This is a genomic window from Rhodococcus sp. ARC_M12 (assembly GCF_022810385.1).
GTDB lineage: Bacteria > Actinomycetota > Actinomycetes > Mycobacteriales > Mycobacteriaceae > Rhodococcoides > Rhodococcoides navarretei.
Map to the genome: position 1 here is coordinate 194,677 of NZ_JALGQI010000001.1, position 19,830 is coordinate 214,506.

A 19,830-nucleotide genomic window follows, 5' to 3' on the forward strand; every position below is an offset into this window, starting at 1 on the left:
CCCGCTCGTCTGCGTTCGGGTGTTCCATGGCCTCGGCGCCCTGAAGTACCCACACTGCTCCCGACGACAGACCAGGAGAACGACGTGAGCGACAATCCGAACGACGGACCGCGGCCCGGCGAGGGATCCGATCCCGACCGCCCCGAGACGCCGAACACTCCCCCGGCGAACACCTCGCCACCCTCGGGTGGTCATTACCCACCCCCGCCCGGAAATTACCCGCCACCCGGTAGCTACCCGCCTCCCGGCGGGAACTATCCACCACAGGGCAACTACCCACCGCAGGGCGGCTATCCACCACAGGGCAACTACCCACCGCAGGGCGGCTATCCACCTTCCGGTGGTTACCCACCACCTGGTGGCTACCCACCCCCGCCCGGTAACTACCCACAGCAGGGCGGCGCACCCGGCGGCTATCCACCGCCTCCCGGGGCGTACCCGCCGCCGCCCGGCAACTACGGTAACTACGGCAACCAGGGCTACGGGCACGTGCCACTCGGGCACAATCCCGGACGTCTCGACGTCGGTGCAGCGCTGAGCTACAGCTTCGACAAATTCAAGGCCAACGCAGGCCCGTGGGTCGGCATCACGGCCATCGTGTGGGCGGTCAGCGTCATCGGTCTCGTCCTGATCTTCGCGTCGACGTTCACCGCAGCAATGGTGGCAGCCGACAGCGGTGACACGACGTTCACGACCACGACATCCGGGGTGGCCATCGTCATGACGGCCATCGCCACGTTCGCATCGTATTTCGTCAACGCCGCCTACGTTCGAGGAGCACTGGACGAGACCGGCGCTCCGCAGAAGCCATCGTTCGGTAGGTTCTTTCAACTCACCAATGTCGGGCAGATCGCCGTCCTGGCGTTGATCTGGACCGTCGTCAGCGTGGTGTTGAGTTTCGTCCCGTTCCTCGGAACGGTCCTTCTGATCGTGATCGGCTTCCTGGCCAACTTCGCGCTGACGTTCCTGATCGATCGCAACCAGACGGCGATCGAATCCATCAAGTCCAGTGTCGACCTCACGGTGAAGAATTTCGGCCCGATGTTGCTGCTTCTGCTTCTGTTGGCCGCAATCAACATCGTCGGTGTTCTGCTGTGCGGACTCGGTCTGCTCGTCACCATCCCGATCTCGGTGATCGCCACCAACTACGCCTACCGCGTGCTCACCGGTGGGCCGCTGTCCCCCGCGCGCTGATCTGCTCCGAACAAGCGAATGTCCCCGTTACGCACAGCGTTACGGGGACATTCGCTTTCGAACCTGCTCAGGCCTCGGCCGGTTCTTCCTTCTTCTCCGGCTTGAAGTCGACGCCCGATTCCTTACGCTGCTGCGGCGTGATCGGTGCGGGCGCGTCGGTCAACGGGTCGATTCCACCGCCGGACTTGGGGAACGCGATGACCTCACGGATGGAATCGACTCCGGCGAGCAGCGCAGTGATGCGATCCCAGCCGAACGCGATGCCGCCGTGCGGCGGTGCGCCGTAGGAGAAGGCGTCGAGGAGGAAGCCGAACTTCTCCTGAGCTTCTTCCTTGCCGATACCCATGATCGCGAAGACCCGTTCCTGAATGTCCTTGCGGTGGATACGAATACTGCCGCCGCCGATCTCGTTGCCATTGCAGACGATGTCGTAGGCGTAGGCCAGAGCAGATCCGGGGTCGGTGTCGAAGGTTTCCATCGACTCCGGCTTCGGCGATGTGAAGGCATGGTGCACTGCAGTCCACGCTCCGGATCCGACGGCTACGTCACCACTGGCCGTGGCGTCGGACGTGGGCTCGAACAGCGGAGCGTCGACGACCCACACGAACGCCCAAGCCTTCGGGTCGATCAGGTCGAGCTTGCGGGCGATCTCGCCGCGCACGGCACCGAGCAATCCACGTGATGCCTTGATCGGGCCCGCGGAGAAGAAGATCGCATCGCCGTTGTTCGCACCGACGTGGGCGGCGAGGCCGTCGCGCTCGGCGTCGGTCAGGTTCTTGGCAACCGGGCCACCCAACGTGCCGTCCTCACCGACGAGAACGTACGCGAGACCCTTGTGGCCGCGCTGCTTGGCGAACTCCTGCCACCGGTCCAACTGCTTGCGGGGCTGCGATGCACCACCGGGCATCACGACCGCACCGACGTACGGGGCCTGGAACACACGGAACGTGGTCTCGGAGAAGAAGTCCGTGCATTCGACCAATTCGATGTCGAAGCGGAGATCGGGCTTGTCGGAACCGTAGCGACGCATCGCCTCGGCGTAGGTGATCCGTGGGATCGGCGCCGTGAAGTGGTGGCCGACGAGCTTCCACAGCGACGCCAGAATCTCCTCGGCCAGCAGGATGACGTCGTCCTGGGTGACGAAGCTCATCTCGACGTCGAGCTGGGTGAACTCCGGCTGACGGTCGGCGCGGAAATCCTCGTCTCGGTAGCACCGGGCAATCTGGTAGTAGCGCTCGATACCGCCGACCATCAGCAGCTGCTTGAACAGCTGCGGGCTCTGCGGCAGAGCGTAGAAGCTACCGGGCTGCAACCTGGCCGGTACCAGGAAGTCGCGGGCTCCCTCGGGGGTGGATCGCGTCAGGGTCGGAGTCTCGACCTCGACGAATTCGTGGTGCGCGAGCACCGACCGGGCGGCCGCGTTGACGTGCGAGCGCAGGCGAATGGCCTGCCCCGGGCCCTCGCGACGAAGATCGAGGTAGCGGTACTTCAGACGCGCTTCCTCGCCCGGCTGGTCGTCGAGCTGGAACGGCAGGGGCGCGGCCTCGGACAGGACCTCGATCTCGGAGGCCTCGACCTCGATCGCACCGGTCGGAATCTCGTAGTTGGCGTTGCCCTCGGGGCGCCCCTCGACCTTGCCGGTCACCTTCACGACGTATTCAGCGCGCAGGCGATGAGCCTGCTCGAGAGCAGCGCCCTCGCGGAAGACGACCTGGGACACACCGGACGCGTCCCGCAGATCGATGAAGATGACGCCGCCGTGATCGCGTCGACGGGCCACCCATCCCGTCAGCGTCACGGTTCGGTCGACGTGCTCGGGGCGTAATGAGCCGGCGAGGTGGGTGCGCAGCACGGGTGTCCTTTCGAGAAAAATCCGCTGATCGTGTTCTTCGCTCACCGATCCTACGGAGCACATGACCGTAGAAGGAAACGAGATCGCGACGCGGCATGCGAAGCTATGGCCGACAACAGCGATGTGCGTTCTCGCCACAGGTGGGAGCTCGGCGGAGAGGAACTCGGGCATGACCTTCAGAGAAGGTTCGCGGATGGAGCGGGGCCGAGTCTCCGTCGGCGGCAGCGGGGGCGGCGGACGCGGTGGCAAACTGGCCATCGGCGGTGGTGCAGGCGGCCTGATCATCATCGTCATCGCACTGCTCTTCGGCGGAGATCCCGGCTCGATTCTCAATCAGATCAGTGGCGGCGACAGCTCTGCAGGGCAGGTCGACTCCGGCACCTCGGGGACCCTCGAGGGCTGCGAGACCGAGGCGGAGGCGAACAGCCAGATCGACTGCCGTATCGGATTCACGGTGTCGAGTCTGGACACCGTCTGGGAAGCTCAGCTGCAAGCGCAGACCGGCGTCGCCTACGTTCAGCCTGAAGTGCGGTTGTTCTCGGGAGCAACGAACACCGGCTGCGGCAACGCCACCAGCGCCGTCGGGCCCTTCTACTGCCCGGCCGATTCCACCGCGTATTTCGACACGAGCTTCTTCCAGGTTCTCGTCGACCAGTTCGGCTCCAGCAGCGGCCCATTGGCGCAGGAGTACGTAGTAGCGCACGAGTTCGGCCACCACCTGCAGAACCAGCTGGGTGACATCGGCCGCGCGCAGGCCGATCCGCAGGGACCCGAGTCCGGTGGCGTCAAGGTGGAGCTGCAGGCCGACTGCTACGCGGGAATCTGGGCGCATTACGCAGCCGACACGATCGATCCGGACACCGGGGTTCCGTTCCTCGAGCCGCTGACCGCGACCGACATCGACGACGCCCTGTCGGCGGCGTCGTCGGTGGGCGACGATCGCATTCAGCAGGCATCCACGGGCAGCGTCAACCCGGAGGGCTGGACGCACGGCTCGTCTGCGCAGCGACAGGCCTGGTTCACCGCGGGCTACGAGACCGGACAGGTGGCGGCCTGCGACACGTTCTCGGCACGCGACCTCGACAATCCCTGAACCGATACCGGTCAGAACAAGGTGAGAGCCGGACCCGAGGTCACCAGTTCTCGGGGTTCGGCGGGCTCGTTCGCGGGCAGCGAGCGGGTCTGCTCTGCGGCGAACCCGTAGGTGTCGAGCAACGGGTCGATTCTCGCTTTCAGCCACTGCTTGTATTCCGGTGTCACGTACGCGCCGTGCCCGTAGAGCTGTCGATATCTACGTACCAACGCAGGGTGTTCTTTCACCAGCCAACTCATGTACCAGTCCTTGGTGCTCGAACGCAGATGCATCGGCAGCGCCGTCACGGTGGTCGCACCGGCCTCGGCCAGGGCACCGATGAGGCCGTCCAGTTGCTTGGCCCCGTCGGTGAGAAACGGGATGACCGGTGCCACCAGAACGCCGCACTCGAGGCCCGCGTCGCGGACAGCTCGAACGAGATCCAATCTCGCTCGCGGACTCGGTGTTCCGGGCTCTAGCTGCTTCTGCAGGTCGGCGTCATGAATCGCGAGGCTGATGCTCACATGCACGTCCACCTGCTGCGCGGCCAATGTCAGCAACGGTAGATCGCGCCGCAGCAGTGTGCCCTTGGTGAGAATCGAGAACGGCGTCCCGGATTCGGTCAATGCGCGAATGATGCCGGGCATCAACCGATATCGACCCTCGGCGCGCTGATAGGGGTCGGTGTTGGTGCCGAGCGCCACCGGCTCCCGCTTCCACGAACGACGCGCAAGCTCCTTACGTAACACTGCCGCGACATTCGTCTTGACGACAATCTGCGAATCGAAATCGTTGCCGGAGTCCAGATCCAGATATTCGTGCGTCGGGCGCGCGAAGCAGTATCGACACGCATGCGAGCACCCCCGCATCGGGTTGACGGTCCACGAGAACGGAACCTGCGACTCGCCCGGAACCTCGTTCAAGGCACTTTTGCACAGCACCTCGTGGAAGGTGATGCCCTCGAACTCGGGCGTCTGTACGCTGCGGACCAGCCCCGACCGCTCCAGCCCCGGTAACGCCCCGTCGTCCGCGGCGTCGAGAGTCTGACCGGCCCATCGCATGCACACAGTCGAACATTTGTTCTATGTCGTGTCAAGGCCGACTCACCCCATACGATCCCAGCTCGGGTGAGGCCGTCGGAACGCGATAGCGTAGGCCCCCAGTCGATCCTAGGAGTGCAGCGCCGTGACCGCCCCGAACACACCGACCCTCGAACCCATTCTGCGTCTCGGCCTCACACTCGGACCGGCGCTCGGCATCGGCTCGGTGCCCGAGGGCGAGCGGGTGGTCACCACAGTGCTCGGCGGTGCAGCTCCCGGTCCCGACATCGAGGGAACCCTCGCAGCCGGGTCGACCGTCGTCAGCGTGACGCGGTCCGACGGATGCACCGAATTCAGTAGCGACCTCGTTCTCGAACTGGCAACCGGCGGTTACCTTTCGCTCGACTACCGCGGAGTTCAGTTCGGCCCGGCCGAGGTCATCGACGCTCTGAACGATCCCGAGCGTGAAGTGGATCCCGCCACGTACTACTTCCGCGGCACCCTGCGCGTGTCGACCGCGGTGCCGAAGTTCACCTATCTCAACCGCGCACTCGTCGTCACGTCCGGCTCCCGCTCGGCCGAGGCCGTCGTGCTCGACGCATTTCTGGTCACCTGACCGCGGCTCAGTCGAGGAGCTGGGCGACCTCACGGTCGGTCAGCGTCGCCTGCGGAGTTCGTCCTTTACTACGGACGAGTTCGACAGCCCGATACAGCGGCCGTTGGTCGAGTCCGGCATCGCGTGCCTCGGCGCGCAGCTGATCCACCAGCACCGATGCGATCGCCGCGGCGGGCACCAACTCGGTGGTCCACAGCGAGTCGGCGAGGGTGCGTAGCGCGAGAATCGGCAGTTCGCGGCCACCATCCCTTGTGTAGAGGGCAAGTGGAACGACGATGTGTGTTCGTCCGTCGTAGAGCCGCAGCGAGATCTGATCGATTCCGGCCGTCCGAATCGTCAGTTCGGCCGTCACCACCTCCGGCATCTTCAGCCGGCGCGTGCGCATCCCTCGGGCACAGAGTTGCGGGCCGTCGAGCCACACTCGTCGGCGCAGACCCAGCCACCCCGACAGTGCACCGGGTCCGCCGACGATGACCCCGACGAGAACCGCAACCCACACCGGTACGAACAGCGCCATGACGACGGCGAGAACGATCCCGATCGCAGCCGACCCGACCATGATCTTGCGCAGGCGCGGTGCCAGGAACTCCATCGAGACAAGGTCGAGCGCTACCGGCCCCGCGTTGGACCGAGAGTCACCGGGCCGAGGGTCACCGGCCAAGGCGCGCTCCGAGGGCGTCGACCACGTCGGCCATCGGAACGGTGTCCTGCTCGCCGTTCGAAAGGTCTTTCATCAGCACCGATTCCGCAGCCAGTTCCTGATCACCGAGCACCAACGCGAACCGCGCTCCGGATCGGTCGGCGGCCTTCATGGCACCCTTGATTCCGCGATTTCCGTAGGCCATGTCCACGGCTATTCCGCGTTCGCGCAGCTGAGCCGCGATGTCGACGATCGCCAGCTTGGCACCGGCACCCATCGGAACGCCGAAGACCTGGCACCGTGCCGTCGCGCCCGCGGTCTTGCCTTCGGCGGCGAGCGCCAACACGGTGCGATCGACGCCGAGGCCGAACCCGATTCCCGAGAGCGCCTGCCCGCCGAGCTGTTCCATCAATCCGTCGTAGCGTCCACCGCCGCCGATGCCCGATTGCGCGCCGAGCCCGTCGTGCACGAATTCGAACGTCGTCTTGGTGTAGTAGTCCAGCCCGCGCACCATCCGCGGGTTGACCAGGTACGGCACATTCATCACGTCCAGGTATGCCAGCACCTCGTCGAAGTGCTCCTTCGCCGAAACGGAGAGGTGATCGAGCATCAGCGGCGCATCAGCGGTCATCGCGCGCACTTCCGGCCGCTTGTCGTCGAGGACCCGCAGCGGGTTGATCTCGGCACGCCGACGGGTGTCCTCGTCGAGGGGAAGCGCGAAGAGGAACTGCTGCAACAGCTCTCGGTACTGCGGGCGGCACGTGTCGTCACCGAGCGAGGTGATCTCGAGCCGGAACCCGGTGAGCCCGAGTGCCCGGAAACCGGCGTCGGCCACGGCGATCACCTCGGCGTCCAACGCCGGGTCGTCGACGCCGATCGCCTCGACTCCCACCTGCTGAAGCTGCCGGTACCGGCCGGCCTGCGGGCGCTCGTAGCGGAAGAACGGCCCGGCGTAGGCCAGCTTGACCGGCAGCGCTCCCCTATCCAATCCGTGCTCGATCACCGCGCGCATGACGCCCGCCGTGCCTTCGGGTCGCAACGTCACCGACCGGTCTCCACGATCGGAGAAGGTGTACATCTCCTTGCTCACCACATCGGTCGACTCCCCGACCCCGCGGGCGAACAGGCCCGTGTCCTCGAAGATCGGCAGTTCGATATGGCCGTAGCCGGCGTTGCGGGCCGCGTCGAGCAGCCCTTCGCGTACGGCGACGAACTCGGCCGAGTTGGGTGGGAAGTAATCGGGAATGCCCTTGGGCGCGGAAAATGCGGTCGGCTTGCTCACGCTCACAGCCTTCCTTGCTCGGGGTCGGTGAGTCCAACGAGGAACGGGTTGGTCCCGCGCTCCTGGCCGATCGAACTCTGTCCGCCGTGCCCCGGGAGCACAACAGTGTCGTCGCTCAGAGGTAGCAGCCGAGTAGCGATGGACCGCAGCAGTTGCTCGTGATCACCGCCGGGCAGATCGGTGCGCCCGATCGATCCAGCGAAGAGGGTGTCACCGGTCAGTGCCAGCGGAACCGAGCCGTCGGGCCCGTCGGCGTGGGCGAGGAACACCACCGATCCCTGGGTGTGCCCGGGAGTGTGCACCACCGTGATCTCGATTCCGGCGAGTTCGAGCCGTTGGCCGTCGGTGAACTCGATCACCTCGGCCGGTTCGTGGAACTCGAGGTCGCCGAGCACGGCGGCCAACGTCGGGCCCGTTCCCTTGACCGGATCGGCCAGCATGTAGCGGTCCTCGGGTGCGATGTACGCCGGAATGCCGTATTTTGCGCAGATCGGCTCCACCGACCACGTGTGGTCAAGATGTCCGTGCGTGAGCAGAACTGCGGTGGGGGTGAGCGAGGACTGCGTCAGAAAGTCGATGAGCGGATCCGCTGCGTCCTGACCGGGATCGACGACGACACAGTCGGACGCGTCGTCCTGGGCCAGGATGTAACAGTTCGTCTGAAACATGCCTGCGGGGAATCCGGTGACGAGCAAGACAAACGCTCCTAAAGGCTGAGGCCGAAGTACCGAGCAAGCTTAGTAGGGGCGCTCCCGGCGGGTCCCCCCAGCATGCTCTCAGGCGGTGATGGCAAACTCGCGTTGGCCGATTCTCGGCCGGATACCACACGATCGGTCCGTGCAGCGAGCGGGCGAGGTCGCTTTTCGACAAGCGGGAGGAACACGAATTGCCCAGCAACGAGCAACGGCGCGAGGCTGCCAAACGAAAGCTCGAACGCCAACTCGTACGCCGCGCCGAGCGAGCGCGACGTCGTAAGCAATTGACGATCGCCGGTTCCATTCTCGGCGTCGTCGCGGTCGTGGCCGTCGTCTCGGTCGTGTTCGTGGTGACCCGAGGTGACGACGACGCGAGTACCGCGCAGGAATCGACCACGTCGGCGCCCGCCGATTCCCTCATCGCAGCGGGACGCACCGAGCCCTTGCCCGAGACCGTGAACTGCTCCTATCCCGCCGCGACACAGCCGGCGGCCAAGGAGAACACTCCCCCGCGCACCGACAACGTGCCCACCAGCGACGAGCCGCTGAGCTACAGCATGGAAACCACCGCGGGCAATATCGGGTTGACGCTGAACAACCCCGAGTCTCCGTGCACGGTCAACAGCTTCGTCTCGCTCGCCAACCAGGGCTACTTCGACGTCACCACCTGCCACCGCCTCACCACGGGTGCGGGCCTGCAGGTTCTCCAATGTGGCGATCCCACGGGCACCGGCTCCGGTGGGCCGGGGTACCAGTTCGCCGACGAATTCCCCACCGATACGTTCGCCGAGGGCGACCCAGCTGCCCAGTCCCCGATCGCCTACCCACGCGGAACGTTGGCCATGGCCAACGCCGGCCCGGGTACCAACGGCAGCCAGTTCTTCCTCGTCTACGGCGATTCCGAACTGCCGCCCGCTTACACCGCGTTCGGCACCATCGACGAGACCGGACTCGCCACCCTCGACGCCATCGCAGCCAAGGGTGTGGAGGGCGGCGTATCGGATGGAGCCCCCGCCGAACCGGTCGACATCACGACCATGCTGAGCGACCTGTGAACCGGACCTCCGCCCTGACCATCGCTGTGTCTGCCACTGCGCTGGTGCTGGCAGGTTGTTCCGGTTCGGCCGAGCCTGCCGCGGTGCCGGCCACCACGACGTCGGCATCGACGACCACGACCGCGGCCCCCACGCCGCGGCCTGCGCTCGACCTGTCCCGCTTCGGCACCTTGCCGCCCGTGCCGCAGCCGACGACCGATACGGTGTCCTGCGCATATCCGGAGGAGTCTCCGGCCGCCAAGGAAGTCGACGCTCCTGCGGCCGAGAACATCGACGTGTACGGAATCGTCGATGTGACGTTGTCCACCAATCAAGGTCCGATCGCCATCTCGCTCGACCGGACCCAGGCACCGTGCACGGTGAACAGCGTCGTCGGCCTCGTCCAACAGGGGTATTTCGACGGCTCTCCCTGCCACCGATTGACGACCTCACCGGGCCTGGAGGTTCTGCAGTGCGGCGATCCGTCCGGCTCCGGTCGCGGTGGACCGGGATACACGTTCGCCAACGAGTACCCCACCACGGCGTACGCCGATGATCCGGCGCAGGCCCAGAATCCGGTGGTCTACCCCCGCGGAACGCTCGCCATGGCCAATGCCGGCCCGGACACCAATGGCAGCCAGTTCTTCCTGGTGTACGCCGATTCGGTGCTGCCGCCCCAGTACACGGTGTTCGGAACCATCTCGGACGCCGGACTGCAAACCCTCGACGCGATCGCGGCGGGCGGGGTCACCGGTGGTTCGGAGGACGGCGCGCCGGCAAATCCGGTGATCGTGGAATCGGCAACGGTGTAGCTCGATTCGACCGACGAGAGGGTGAGCAGAGTTTCTCTGCTCACCCTCTGGTCGTTGTCGGGGCCGCTCAGGCGGCCGATGTCAGCCGATAGACGTCGTACACGCCCTCGACATTGCGTACCACGTTCAGCACATGCCCGAGATGCTTGGGATCGCCCATCTCGAACGTGAACTTGCTGATCGCAACCCGATCCCCCGAGGTGGCCACGGACGCCGAGAGAATGTTGACCTTCTCGTCGGCGAGTGCCTTGGTGACGTCGGAGAGGAGCCGGTGACGGTCCAGTGCCTCGATCTGTATCGCGACCAGGAACACCGACGACGCCGACGGTGCCCACTGAACCTCGATGAACCGCTCGGACTGCTCTTCGAGCGAGCGAGCGTTCGTGCAGTCGGTGCGGTGCACGCTGACCGATCCACCACGGGTGACGAATCCGAGGATCTCGTCTCCCGGCACCGGAGTACAGCATTTCGCCAGCTTGGCCACGACGCCTTCCGCACCGGTGACCAGAACTCCTGCGTCACCGACCTGGCGGGGTCGGGTCGGGATGGTCGACGGTGTCGACCGCTCCGCGAGCTCTTCCTCGACATCGCCGACGCCACCGAGATGAGCGACCAGCCGCTGCACCACGTGGCGGGCGGACACGTGGTTCTCTCCGACCGCGGTGTACAGGGCGGAGACGTCGACGTACCGCAGCTCGTGCGCGATCGCCGACATGGACTCGGCATTCATCAAGCGCTGCAACGGAAGTCCGCCTCGCCGAACCTCCTTGGCGATGCCGTCCTTGCCTGCCTCCAGAGCTTCTTCGCGGCGCTCCTTGGCAAACCACTGGCGAATCTTGGTCTTGGCTCGAGGTGAGGCGACGAAACCCTGCCAGTCCCGACTCGGGCCAGCGGTCGCAGCTTTCGAGGTGAATACCTCGACCACTTCACCGTTGTCGAGCGTGCGCTCCAGTGCGACGAGTCTGCCGTTGACCCGAGCGCCGATGCAGCGATGCCCCACCTCGGTGTGCACCGCGTAGGCGAAGTCGACCGGACACGATCCGGCAGGCAGGGTGACGACGTCCCCCTTGGGAGTGAAGACGAAGATCTCCTTGACCGCAAGGTCGTAGCGCAGCGATTCGAGGAACTCCCCCGGATCGGCGGCTTCCCGTTGCCAGTCGAGCAGCTGGCGCATCCACGCCATGTCGTCGACCTCGGCGTTGTCCTGCGAATGCTTGCCCTTGGTCTCTTTGTACCGCCAGTGCGCAGCGATGCCGAATTCGGCTGTGCGGTGCATGTCCCGCGTACGAATCTGCACCTCGAGGGGCTTGCCCTCGGGTCCGATCACCGTCGTGTGCAGCGACTGGTAGACGCCGTAGCGAGGCTGCGCGATGTAGTCCTTGAAGCGGCCCGCCATCGGCTGCCACAGCGAATGCACCACGCCCACAGCGGCGTAGCAGTCGCGAACCTCGTCGCACAGAATGCGGACACCTACGAGGTCGTGAATGTCGTCGAAGTCGCGTCCCTTGACGATCATCTTCTGGTAGATCGACCAGTAGTGCTTCGGGCGACCCTCGACGACCGCGCTGATACGCGACGCGGAAAGGGTCGCATTGATCTCGGCCCGCACCTTCTCGAGGTAGGTGTCTCGGGACGGTGCACGATCGGCGACCAGACGCACGATCTCGTCGTACTTCTTGGGATGGAGTATGGCGAACGCGAGGTCTTCGAGTTCCCACTTGACCGTCGCCATGCCGAGCCGATGAGCAAGCGGCGCAATGACTTCCAGTGTTTCCTTGGCCTTGCGCGCCTGCTTCTCCGGGGGCAGGAAGCGCATCGTGCGCATGTTGTGCAGCCGGTCGGCGACCTTGATGACCAGTACCCGTGGGTCTCGGGCCATCGCAATGATCATCTTGCGGATGGTCTCGCCCTCGGCTGCAGTACCGAGTACCACCTTGTCGAGTTTGGTCACCCCATCCACCAGATGAGACACCTCGTCGCCGAACTCCTCGGTCAACTTCGCGAGCGAATACCCCGTGTCCTCGACGGTGTCGTGCAGGAGTGCCGCGACCAGAGTGGTCGTGTCCATCCCCAGCTCGGCCAGAATGTTGGCCACGGCGAGCGGATGCGTGATGTACGGGTCGCCGGACTTGCGCATCTGCGAGGCGTGCAGTTCGTCCGCGACGTCGTAGGCCCGCTGCAGCAGCGTCAGGTCGGCTTTGGGATAGAGCTCGCGGTGCAGGCTGACCAATGGCTCGAGCACCGGCTTCACTGCTGCGCTGCGGCCGGCGGTGATGCGGCGCGCCAGACGGGCTCGGACCCGCCGCGATGCCGACGTGGGCACGGGTGCCGAATTGCGTGTTCCCGACGGAGCCTGCGAATCGGTCGACGCCGGGTCCTGAGAAACCGGAGGTTCGACGGCCGCGCGGGAATCAGCGGAGCCTTCGTCGGTCGTGACGACGTCGACACCGGTCCGATCGGTAACTGCGGTCGGATCGACAACTGCGGGCCGCTCGGGGGCGGCGGGCCGATCCGGCATGGGCTGATCGATGTAGCGGGTCACTCTCATCACCTCCTGCCACGCGTTCCGCGTTGTCGCCGGAACGTCAACGCATTGTGAAAGAGACTTTAGTCCTCATACTCGCACCAGGCAGTCGAGCGGGTAGCCACTGCACCGGTCTCGCCCGCCCAGAACGGCAATTTCGAGAACGACGGCAGCACCGGCGATCACCGCACCCTGCTCGGCCAACAACCGAGCCGCCGCGTCGACGGTACCGCCGGTCGCCAGAACGTCGTCGACCACGAGAACTCGTTTTCCGGCCACATCGATCGCCGTCGGGATCTGCAACTCGGCCGTTCCGTACTCGAGGTCGTACGACCGTGAATGCACAGGAGGCGGCAATTTACCCGCCTTGCGCACCGCGAGCACACCGCACCCGAGTTCGAGGGCGACTCCTGCCCCCAGCAGAAATCCCCGCGCATCGATACCCGCCACCAGGTCGACGTCCTCGAAGCCCAGAGCCAGTTCCGACACGACGCTCCGTAGCGCAAGGCCGTCGGCGAACACCGGTGTCAGATCCCCGAACCGAACGCCGGGGACGGGAAAATCGTCGACCCACCGCGTCAGCCTGGTCACGGCTGCGGCGGCACCCACTCGATCGCCTGCATCGTTCATCGAAGAAGCACCCACCGATCCATGTTCCATCCGGCACCAGCGGCCGTCGGGTTGGGCACCACGTCCTGCATTCCGTCACTGACGACGGTGGTACGCGGCTCGTTGTACAGGGGAAGCGACGGCATGTCGTTCCACAGAATGTTCTCGCCCTCGGTGGCCAGTGCCAGTACCCGCTCGGGGTCATCGGTCACCGCCAACTGATCGACGATGGAATCGATCCTGCCGTTGCTGTAACCACCTACGTTCAGACCGATCCCCGTCCGCAACGAATACCGCGCAGTGACCGCGGCAGCCGAACCCGACGGTCCCGGTAGTGACCCGCTGCTACCGAGAACGGCATCCACCGCTCCCGCGCGCAGGGCAGACGGGGTGAAATCCGGTGAGCTCACGTCCTGCACGGTGATCCCCGCGGCGGCGCAATCGGCAGCCATCCGGCTCACCACCTGGGCCCGGCGTGCGTCCGGTCCCCGGTAGCCGACTCGGACGGTCAGGGCACTCTCGCCTGCGGCATCCAGTTCTCGGCTCGCCTGGTCGAGGTCCGAGCGCTGGTATCGATCTCCCACCGCTGTTGCGACCGACGGATACTCGAGCGTGTCGGGCTGGACGAGACGGGAGTCGACGACGCCCGAGCCCAGACCGGCCGATGCCGCCTCGAAGCCGGGATGACCCAGCGTGTCGAACAGGTCGGATCTCGGAATGCATGCGGCCACTGCCCGACGTGCGCTCGCCTCTGCCAGCACCCCCTGAGTTGCGAACGTCAGCTGCTCGACGCCTCGCGACGGTTCCTCGGTGGTCGTGAATCCCTCGGCGGCACCGAGATCGACGGCCCCGGCACCGTGGTCGACCACGTCCAGGGAGCCGTCCGTCGACTTCGCCGCCAGGTCGGCCCCCTTCGGCCAGACGACGACCCGCTCGGTCTCGGGTGGGATTCCCCACCAGGCGTCGTTGGCAACGAGGACGAGACCGTCCTCGGCGGTGTAGGAATCGATGCGGTACGGACCGGCCGACGGCAGCAACGCGAGGTCGATCGAACCCGGCGTCAAGGTCCATCCGGTGTTCCAGAACTCGGCGATGCGGCTCACCACGTCGTCGTCCTCGGCCAGGACGGGATCGACGACGTTCGGCACGCCCGCAGCCCGAGCCGCGACATGGGCCGGGAGCAGGTCGGTGACACCGAACAGAGCACGCCAGTTCTGGTAGCTGCGTCCAGGGGCGAAGACGACCGTGGCTTCCTTGGCTCCCGGGACGCAGTCGATGCGTTGGATGTCGGAGTAACCGGCCGTGGACGCCGCGTCGAACAGGGGGCCATCGGTGGCGAATCTGCCGCTGTTCGCCGCCCAGGCCAGCACCAGATCGTCACAGGCCATCGGCGTGCCGTCCGAGTACGTCGCGGCGGGGGCGATGGAGTACTGCACGGTCAAGACGTCGCCGGGTACCACCGACACGGTGCCGATGTCGTTGTCCGACAATGCGTCTCCCTCGGGTCCGAGGTAGCTGAACCCCACCTGCACCCGAGTGAACGCCTGCCGGGCTCCCGACGCCGCGCCGTCGACGGTTCTCGCGTTGTAGGTGTTCACCACGTTGTCGAACGAATAGCCGATCGAGGGCACTTTGTCCTCGGCCGAGGAACACGCGGTGACGGATACTGCAGCGAGACCCGCCACCGCGAGTGCGGCGCTCCACCTGCGTTTCACGTGCACTCTCCGTCTCTGTCGAGGGTCGTCTTACCGGCGCTTCTTGTTCCGCTTTCCGGTGGGGCGATTGCCCGGCTGCGGAGTCGACGCCTTCGGAGCGGCGACGCCGACGGCCACCGGCTCCGGGGCGAGACCGGCCGCGCGAGCAGCCGCTTCGGCCCGTTTGGAGTGGACCTTCCGCGTGTGAACGGCGACAGGGCCCCACTTCTCCTTGAGCGTCACCAACAGCGGTGTGGCGAAGAAGATGGACGAGTAGGCACCGACGATCATGCCCACGAGCTGCACCAGGGCCAGATCCTTCAGCGTGCCGACTCCGAGCAGCCAGACCGCCACGACCATCAACGCCAACACCGGCAGCACGCCGATCACGGTCGTGTTGATCGAGCGCATCAGAGTCTGGTTGACGGCCAGGTTGGCCTGCTCCGCGAACGTCTTGCGGTGCAGATTGAGGATGCCGCGGGTGTTCTCTTCGACCTTGTCGAACACCACCACCGAGTCGTACAGGGAGAAACCGAGAATGGTGAGCAAGCCGATGACCGTCGCCGGAGTCACCTCGAAGCCCACGAGCGAGTACACGCCTGCGGTGACGACGAGGTCGAACGCCAGGGCAGCCAGAGACGCGAAGGCCATGTCCCGTTCGTATCGAACGGCGATGTAGATGCTGACTACGACCAGGAAGACCGCAAGCGCAATCAGGGCCTTCTGGGTGATCTGACTCCCCCAGGTCTCACTGACGTCGGACACACTGATGGCGTTGGGTGTGGCGGTACCCGAGTTGTCCTGCGGCTGGAATGCCTCGAACAACGCCTGACGCAGGCTGTCCACCTCGGCGGGGTCGAGTGCCTCGGAGCGGATCTGTACCGTTGCCGCCGCCCCGGACCCGACCGTCTGCACCGATACCGGCGGCATACCGAGAGAGTCGTTGTAGACGGTCTCGACCTGCTCGGTGGAGATGTTGTCGGCGGCGGGCAGAGCGATACGAGTTCCACCCTCGAAATCGATACCGAGGGTGAAGCCACGCACCAGGAAGCTCAGCAAGCACACCAGCACGATGACGCCGGTGAGGATGTAGTAGAACCGGCGACGACCGATGATGTCGAAGGCACCGGTGCCGGTGTACAGCCGGGACAGCCAGCTGTGCTTGGGCTGGGTGGACTGATCGACTCCCGAATCGTCGAGGGGCGATGGGGTCGACGTCGTCGTGTCCGACATGTCATGCCTCCTTCGACGGCGCAGTGCCGGTCTTCACGGCGAGAGCCTTGTTGGCCGCGCGCTTGCGCTCCGCAGCGATCTGCTGAACGGCACCGAGACCGTTGACGGACGGCTTGGACCAGAATTTGGACTTCGACGCCAGGTACACCAGCGGCCAGGTCACCAGCACCACGACGATGATGTCCAGGATCGTCGTCAATCCGAGGGTGAACGCGAACCCGCGGACCTGGCCCACGGCCAGCACGTAGAGCACCGCGGCCGCGATGAAGCTGACCGCGTTGCCCGACAGGATCGTCTTGCGTGCGCGCGCCCAACCACGAGGAACCGCAGATCGGAAACTGCGCCCCTCACGGATCTCGTCCTTGATGCGCTCGAAGAACACGACGAACGAGTCCGCGGTCATACCGATACCGATGATCAGTCCGGCGATGCCGGCGAGGTCGAGAGTGAAGCTGATCCATCTACCCAACAGAACGATGATTCCGTAGACGACGAGACCGGCCAGCACCAGCGACATCGCCGTGAGCACGCCGAGGGCGCGGTAGTAGAGCAGGCAGTACACCAACACGAGCGCGAGACCGATGGCACCGGCGATCAGGCCGGCCTCGAGCGAGGCCAATCCCAGCGTTGCCGAGACCGTTTCGGCCTCCGAGGACACGAAGGACAGCGGCAGGGAGCCGTACTTGAGGGTGTTGGCGAGCTCGGACGCGGTCTGGTTGTTGAAGTTGCCGGTGATCGAGGTGGCGCTGCCGGCGGGGGTGGCACCCTGGATGACCGGCGCGCTGATGACCTTCGAGTCCAGCACGAACGCGGCCTGCTTCTGCAGATTGGCCGCGGTGAACTGAGCCCAGGTGTTCGAGCCGTCCGTGTCGAACGTCAGGCTCACCTGGAACTGGGCCTGCTGACTGTCGAATCCTGAGGTCGCGTCGGAGATCTGCTGTCCGTCGATGATCGTGGGACCGAGTAGGTAGACGGCCGTTCCGTCGGTCGAGCACGCCACGAGGGGAAGCGCCGGATCGTCGTTTCCGGCGAGTGGATCGGCGGCGTTGCAGTCGAGGGACTGCATGGCCAACTGTTGAATCTGCGGGTCCTCGCTCTGCCGGAGGGCTTTGGCGTCGGCGATCTCCTGGGCAGCACGCTCTGCATCGGACAGGTTCGCATCGGTGGCGGGATCGTCGGCCGCCGGTGCGTCGGTGGCCGGCTCACCGGTGGCGGGCGCATCCGTGGCGGGAGCGGGACTCGGGTCGACCGTGGTGGGATCCTGAGCCGGGAACACCCGATTCTGCGGAGTGGCCGGATCTGCAGGCGCGGCCGGATCCGCCGAAGCAGCAGGGTCTGCCGGTGCAGCAGGATCGACCGGCGCGGACGGGTCGACCGGGGTCTGCTGTGTGCCTGCTCCTTGGCCCGCCGACGGAGCGACGGAGCTCACGACCGGCCGGATGAACAGACGCGCGGTCTGCCCGAGTGTGCGCGCCTGGGAGCTGTCGTCGCCGGGCACCGTGATGACGAGGTTGTCGCCGTCGATGACCACCTCGGAGCCCGAGACACCCAGCCCGTTGACGCGGGTCTCGATGATCTGCTGAGCCTGCTGCAGGCTGTCCTGCGTCGGCGCGTTGCCGTCGGGGGTCCGCGCGGTGAGTGTCACGCGCGTGCCGCCCTGCAGGTCGATTCCCAACTTCGGCGAGGGGTCTTTGTCTCCGGTGAAGAAGACCATGGCATACACCGCTGCCATCAGCACCGCGAAAACGGCGAGATAGCGGGCGGGTTGCACCGGTCCGCTGGAAGGTGCCACGGTGTGTGTTTCTCCTCTGAGGCGATGGAAAGTATCGGTTCCTGCAAGGCCTTGCGGCCCGATGTGTCAGCGGTGAGCCGTGCGATTGTGCACCACATCGGTCACTACAGAGAAAACCGCTGCCGGATACTGTCTCCGACAGCGGTTTCGGTCACATCGTGCTCACTCTTTTTCGAGCCTCTTCGACGTCTGCTCGATGGTCTCGTCCGGCCGACTCGCGTCTGTCTTGCTCAAGGACGGTCCCGCGGTGTCGTTCGAGCCCAGGGCCGCGATCTCCGCCTGGGTGGTGGCGTCGAGGTCGGTGTCGTCGAACTCGGAGTCGTCGGGGAGCACCTCACGTACGACTGCACGCGACCAGGTGGTGATGACGCCGTCGGCGATCTCCAGGTCGATCGTGTCGTCCTCGACGAGGACCACGCGGGCGTAGAGGCCGGCGGTGGTGACGACCTCGTCACCGATCTTCAGCGAGTCCTGCATTTCCGTTGTCTTGGCCAACACCTTCTTCTGTCGACGCGCATTGAGAAAGAGCGGAACCAGAAGGGCCACGATCAGCAGCGGAAACAGCAAATCCATCGGAAGGTCAGTCCTCGAAGTCGGGTTCGAAATACGTCATTGTCTCGTGCGAGAACACCGCAGGTGCGGGCCTCGCAGCTACCCAGTGTGCCATTACCTGGAACCGGTCCGGTCCGTTCGTGCCCTGTTGTGCCCGATTCACTCGAATAATCCCTGCTGAACCTCCGATGATCGGACCGAGATTCCGCCCACGGCGAGATCCGGCGGCGGCGTCAGTCCGAGGTGCTGCCAGGCGGCAGCGGTCGCGACGCGCCCGCGGGGGGTACGGGCGACCATTCCGGCACGCACCAGGAACGGCTCGCACACTTCCTCGACCGTCGACGGTTCCTCGCCGACGGCAACGGCCAGGGTCGACACACCCACCGGCCCTCCGCCGAAGCTCCGGATGAGCGCGCTCAGTACGGCGCGGTCGAGTCGGTCGAGACCGAGCTTGTCCACGTCGTAGACCACCAGGGCGGCCTTCGCGGTGTCCTGGGTGACGGTGCCGTCGCCGCGCACGTCCGCGTAGTCACGGACTCGCCGGAGCAGCCGGTTCGCGATACGAGGGGTGCCGCGTGAACGCCCGGCGATCTCGGCGCAGCCGTCCCGGTCGATCGGTACGCCGAGGATGCCGGCCGACCGCATGAGAATCCGCTCGAGTTCGCTCGGCTCGTAGAAATCCATGTGAGCCACGAATCCGAACCGGTCTCGCAGCGGTCCGGTGAGTGCGCCCGACCTGGTGGTGGCACCGACGAGCGTGAACGGTGCGACCTCGAGTGGAATCGAGGTCGCCCCCGGCCCCTTGCCGACGATGACGTCGACACGGAAATCTTCCATCGCCAGGTACAGCATCTCTTCGGCCGGGCGCGCGATGCGATGGATCTCGTCGATGAACAGCACATCGCCCTCGACCAGGTTGCTGAGCATCGCCGCGAGGTCGCCTGCTCGCTCGAGCGCTGGGCCCGATGTGAGCCGTAGCGAGGTGCCCAGCTCGGCGGCGATGATCATCGCCATACTGGTCTTGCCGAGGCCCGGCGGCCCGGACATGAGGATGTGATCGGGGGTGCCGCCGCGCATCTTGGCACCCGACAACACGAGCTGAAGTTGCTCCCGCACCCGAGGTTGCCCGATGAAATCGGTGAGGTTCTTCGGACGCAGACTCGTCTCGACATCCAGATCGTCGGACATC

17 protein-coding genes are annotated in these 19,830 nt (G+C 65.7%); 5 read left to right on the forward strand and 12 right to left on the reverse strand.

The features are described from left to right. The first annotated feature begins 84 nt into the window (after nucleotides 1-84). Complete coding sequence (locus MTX35_RS00845) at nucleotides 85-1,194, forward strand: hypothetical protein (RefSeq protein ID WP_243593149.1); 1,110 nt, start codon at nucleotides 85-87, stop codon at nucleotides 1,192-1,194. A gap of 67 nt (nucleotides 1,195-1,261) precedes the next feature. Here MTX35_RS00845 and aspS read toward each other — a convergent pair whose 3' ends face one another. Further along, nucleotides 1,262-3,046: an aspartate--tRNA ligase gene (gene aspS / locus MTX35_RS00850; protein WP_243593150.1), complete on the reverse strand. Its 1,785-nt coding sequence runs from the start codon at nucleotides 3,044-3,046 to the stop codon at nucleotides 1,262-1,264. Between the two features lie 169 nt (nucleotides 3,047-3,215). Between aspS and MTX35_RS00855 the strand changes: the two genes are divergently transcribed. Continuing rightward, nucleotides 3,216-4,139, forward strand: a complete 924-nt coding sequence (locus MTX35_RS00855; protein ID WP_243593151.1) for a neutral zinc metallopeptidase — start codon at nucleotides 3,216-3,218, stop codon at nucleotides 4,137-4,139. Between the two features lie 11 nt (nucleotides 4,140-4,150). Here the strand turns inward: MTX35_RS00855 and MTX35_RS00860 are convergent, their stop codons facing one another. Continuing rightward, a complete protein-coding gene (locus MTX35_RS00860; RefSeq protein WP_243593152.1) occupies nucleotides 4,151-5,179 on the reverse strand; it encodes an Rv2578c family radical SAM protein in 1,029 nt (342 codons plus the stop codon). 124 nt (nucleotides 5,180-5,303) lie between these two features. Between MTX35_RS00860 and MTX35_RS00865 the strand changes: the two genes are divergently transcribed. Continuing rightward, a complete protein-coding gene (locus MTX35_RS00865; RefSeq protein ID WP_243593153.1) occupies nucleotides 5,304-5,774 on the forward strand; it encodes a DUF3237 domain-containing protein in 471 nt (156 codons plus the stop codon). A gap of 7 nt (nucleotides 5,775-5,781) precedes the next feature. On the opposite strand, the gene MTX35_RS00870 is transcribed toward MTX35_RS00865, so the two are convergent. Genes MTX35_RS00870 through MTX35_RS00880 form a run of 3 tightly spaced genes read right to left on the reverse strand, consistent with a single transcriptional unit; the run spans nucleotide 5,782 to nucleotide 8,391 of the window. Next, nucleotides 5,782-6,435 carry a hypothetical protein gene (locus MTX35_RS00870; protein ID WP_243593154.1) on the reverse strand — a complete coding sequence of 218 codons (654 nt, stop codon included), beginning with the start codon at nucleotides 6,433-6,435 and terminating at the stop codon, nucleotides 5,782-5,784. Next, complete coding sequence (hisS, locus tag MTX35_RS00875; RefSeq protein ID WP_243593155.1) at nucleotides 6,425-7,696, reverse strand: histidine--tRNA ligase; 1,272 nt, start codon at nucleotides 7,694-7,696, stop codon at nucleotides 6,425-6,427. The genes MTX35_RS00870 and hisS overlap by 11 nt, the downstream gene beginning before the upstream one ends. A 2-nt stretch (nucleotides 7,697-7,698) precedes the next feature. Continuing rightward, nucleotides 7,699-8,391: an MBL fold metallo-hydrolase gene (locus tag MTX35_RS00880; protein ID WP_243593156.1), complete on the reverse strand. Its 693-nt coding sequence runs from the start codon at nucleotides 8,389-8,391 to the stop codon at nucleotides 7,699-7,701. Between the two features lie 191 nt (nucleotides 8,392-8,582). Here MTX35_RS00880 and MTX35_RS00885 point away from each other — a divergent pair, with 191 nt between their 5' ends. Together MTX35_RS00885 and MTX35_RS00890 are read left to right on the forward strand one after the other, a co-directional pair. Then, entirely contained in the window at nucleotides 8,583-9,446 is an 864-nt protein-coding gene (locus MTX35_RS00885; protein ID WP_243593157.1) for a peptidylprolyl isomerase, read from the forward strand. After that, entirely contained in the window at nucleotides 9,443-10,237 is a 795-nt protein-coding gene (locus MTX35_RS00890) for a peptidylprolyl isomerase (protein WP_243593158.1), read from the forward strand. The genes MTX35_RS00885 and MTX35_RS00890 overlap by 4 nt, the downstream gene beginning before the upstream one ends. A 67-nt stretch (nucleotides 10,238-10,304) precedes the next feature. Here MTX35_RS00890 and MTX35_RS00895 read toward each other — a convergent pair whose 3' ends face one another. The 7 genes from MTX35_RS00895 to ruvB form a co-directional block, all read right to left on the reverse strand. Then, nucleotides 10,305-12,779 (reverse strand): bifunctional (p)ppGpp synthetase/guanosine-3',5'-bis(diphosphate) 3'-pyrophosphohydrolase, encoded by a 2,475-nt coding sequence (locus MTX35_RS00895; protein ID WP_243593159.1) that lies wholly within the window; start codon nucleotides 12,777-12,779, stop codon nucleotides 10,305-10,307. A gap of 72 nt (nucleotides 12,780-12,851) precedes the next feature. Next, complete coding sequence (locus MTX35_RS00900) at nucleotides 12,852-13,391, reverse strand: adenine phosphoribosyltransferase (protein ID WP_243593160.1); 540 nt, start codon at nucleotides 13,389-13,391, stop codon at nucleotides 12,852-12,854. After that, nucleotides 13,388-15,091: an ABC transporter substrate-binding protein gene (locus tag MTX35_RS00905; protein WP_243593161.1), complete on the reverse strand. Its 1,704-nt coding sequence runs from the start codon at nucleotides 15,089-15,091 to the stop codon at nucleotides 13,388-13,390. The genes MTX35_RS00900 and MTX35_RS00905 overlap by 4 nt, the downstream gene beginning before the upstream one ends. A 24-nt stretch (nucleotides 15,092-15,115) precedes the next feature. Continuing rightward, nucleotides 15,116-16,297, reverse strand: a complete 1,182-nt coding sequence (secF, locus tag MTX35_RS00910) for a protein translocase subunit SecF (RefSeq protein ID WP_243593162.1) — start codon at nucleotides 16,295-16,297, stop codon at nucleotides 15,116-15,118. A gap of 1 nt (nucleotide 16,298) precedes the next feature. Then, entirely contained in the window at nucleotides 16,299-18,089 is a 1,791-nt protein-coding gene (gene secD, locus MTX35_RS00915; RefSeq protein WP_243593163.1) for a protein translocase subunit SecD, read from the reverse strand. Nucleotides 18,090-18,251: 162 nt separating this feature from the next. After that, nucleotides 18,252-18,662, reverse strand: coding sequence for a preprotein translocase subunit YajC (gene yajC, locus MTX35_RS00920; RefSeq protein ID WP_243593164.1), 411 nt, complete (start codon nucleotides 18,660-18,662; stop codon nucleotides 18,252-18,254). Nucleotides 18,663-18,800: 138 nt separating this feature from the next. Next, nucleotides 18,801-19,829: a Holliday junction branch migration DNA helicase RuvB gene (gene ruvB, locus MTX35_RS00925; protein ID WP_243593599.1), complete on the reverse strand. Its 1,029-nt coding sequence runs from the start codon at nucleotides 19,827-19,829 to the stop codon at nucleotides 18,801-18,803. Nucleotide 19,830 lies beyond the last annotated feature (1 nt).

Excerpts from the sequence above, each read along its gene's own strand:
- yajC (WP_243593164.1), bottom strand. The coding sequence starts at position 18,662 with ATGGATTTGCTGTTTCCGCTGCTGATCGTGGCCCTTCTGGTTCCGCTC.
- MTX35_RS00860 (WP_243593152.1), bottom strand. The coding sequence starts at position 5,179 with ATGCGATGGGCCGGTCAGACTCTCGACGCCGCGGACGACGGGGCGTTA.
- secF (WP_243593162.1), bottom strand. The coding sequence starts at position 16,297 with ATGTCGGACACGACGACGTCGACCCCATCGCCCCTCGACGATTCGGGA.
- MTX35_RS00855 (WP_243593151.1), top strand. The coding sequence starts at position 3,216 with ATGACCTTCAGAGAAGGTTCGCGGATGGAGCGGGGCCGAGTCTCCGTC.
- ruvB (WP_243593599.1), bottom strand. The coding sequence starts at position 19,829 with ATGTCCGACGATCTGGATGTCGAGACGAGTCTGCGTCCGAAGAACCTC.
- MTX35_RS00900 (WP_243593160.1), bottom strand. The coding sequence starts at position 13,391 with ATGAACGATGCAGGCGATCGAGTGGGTGCCGCCGCAGCCGTGACCAGG.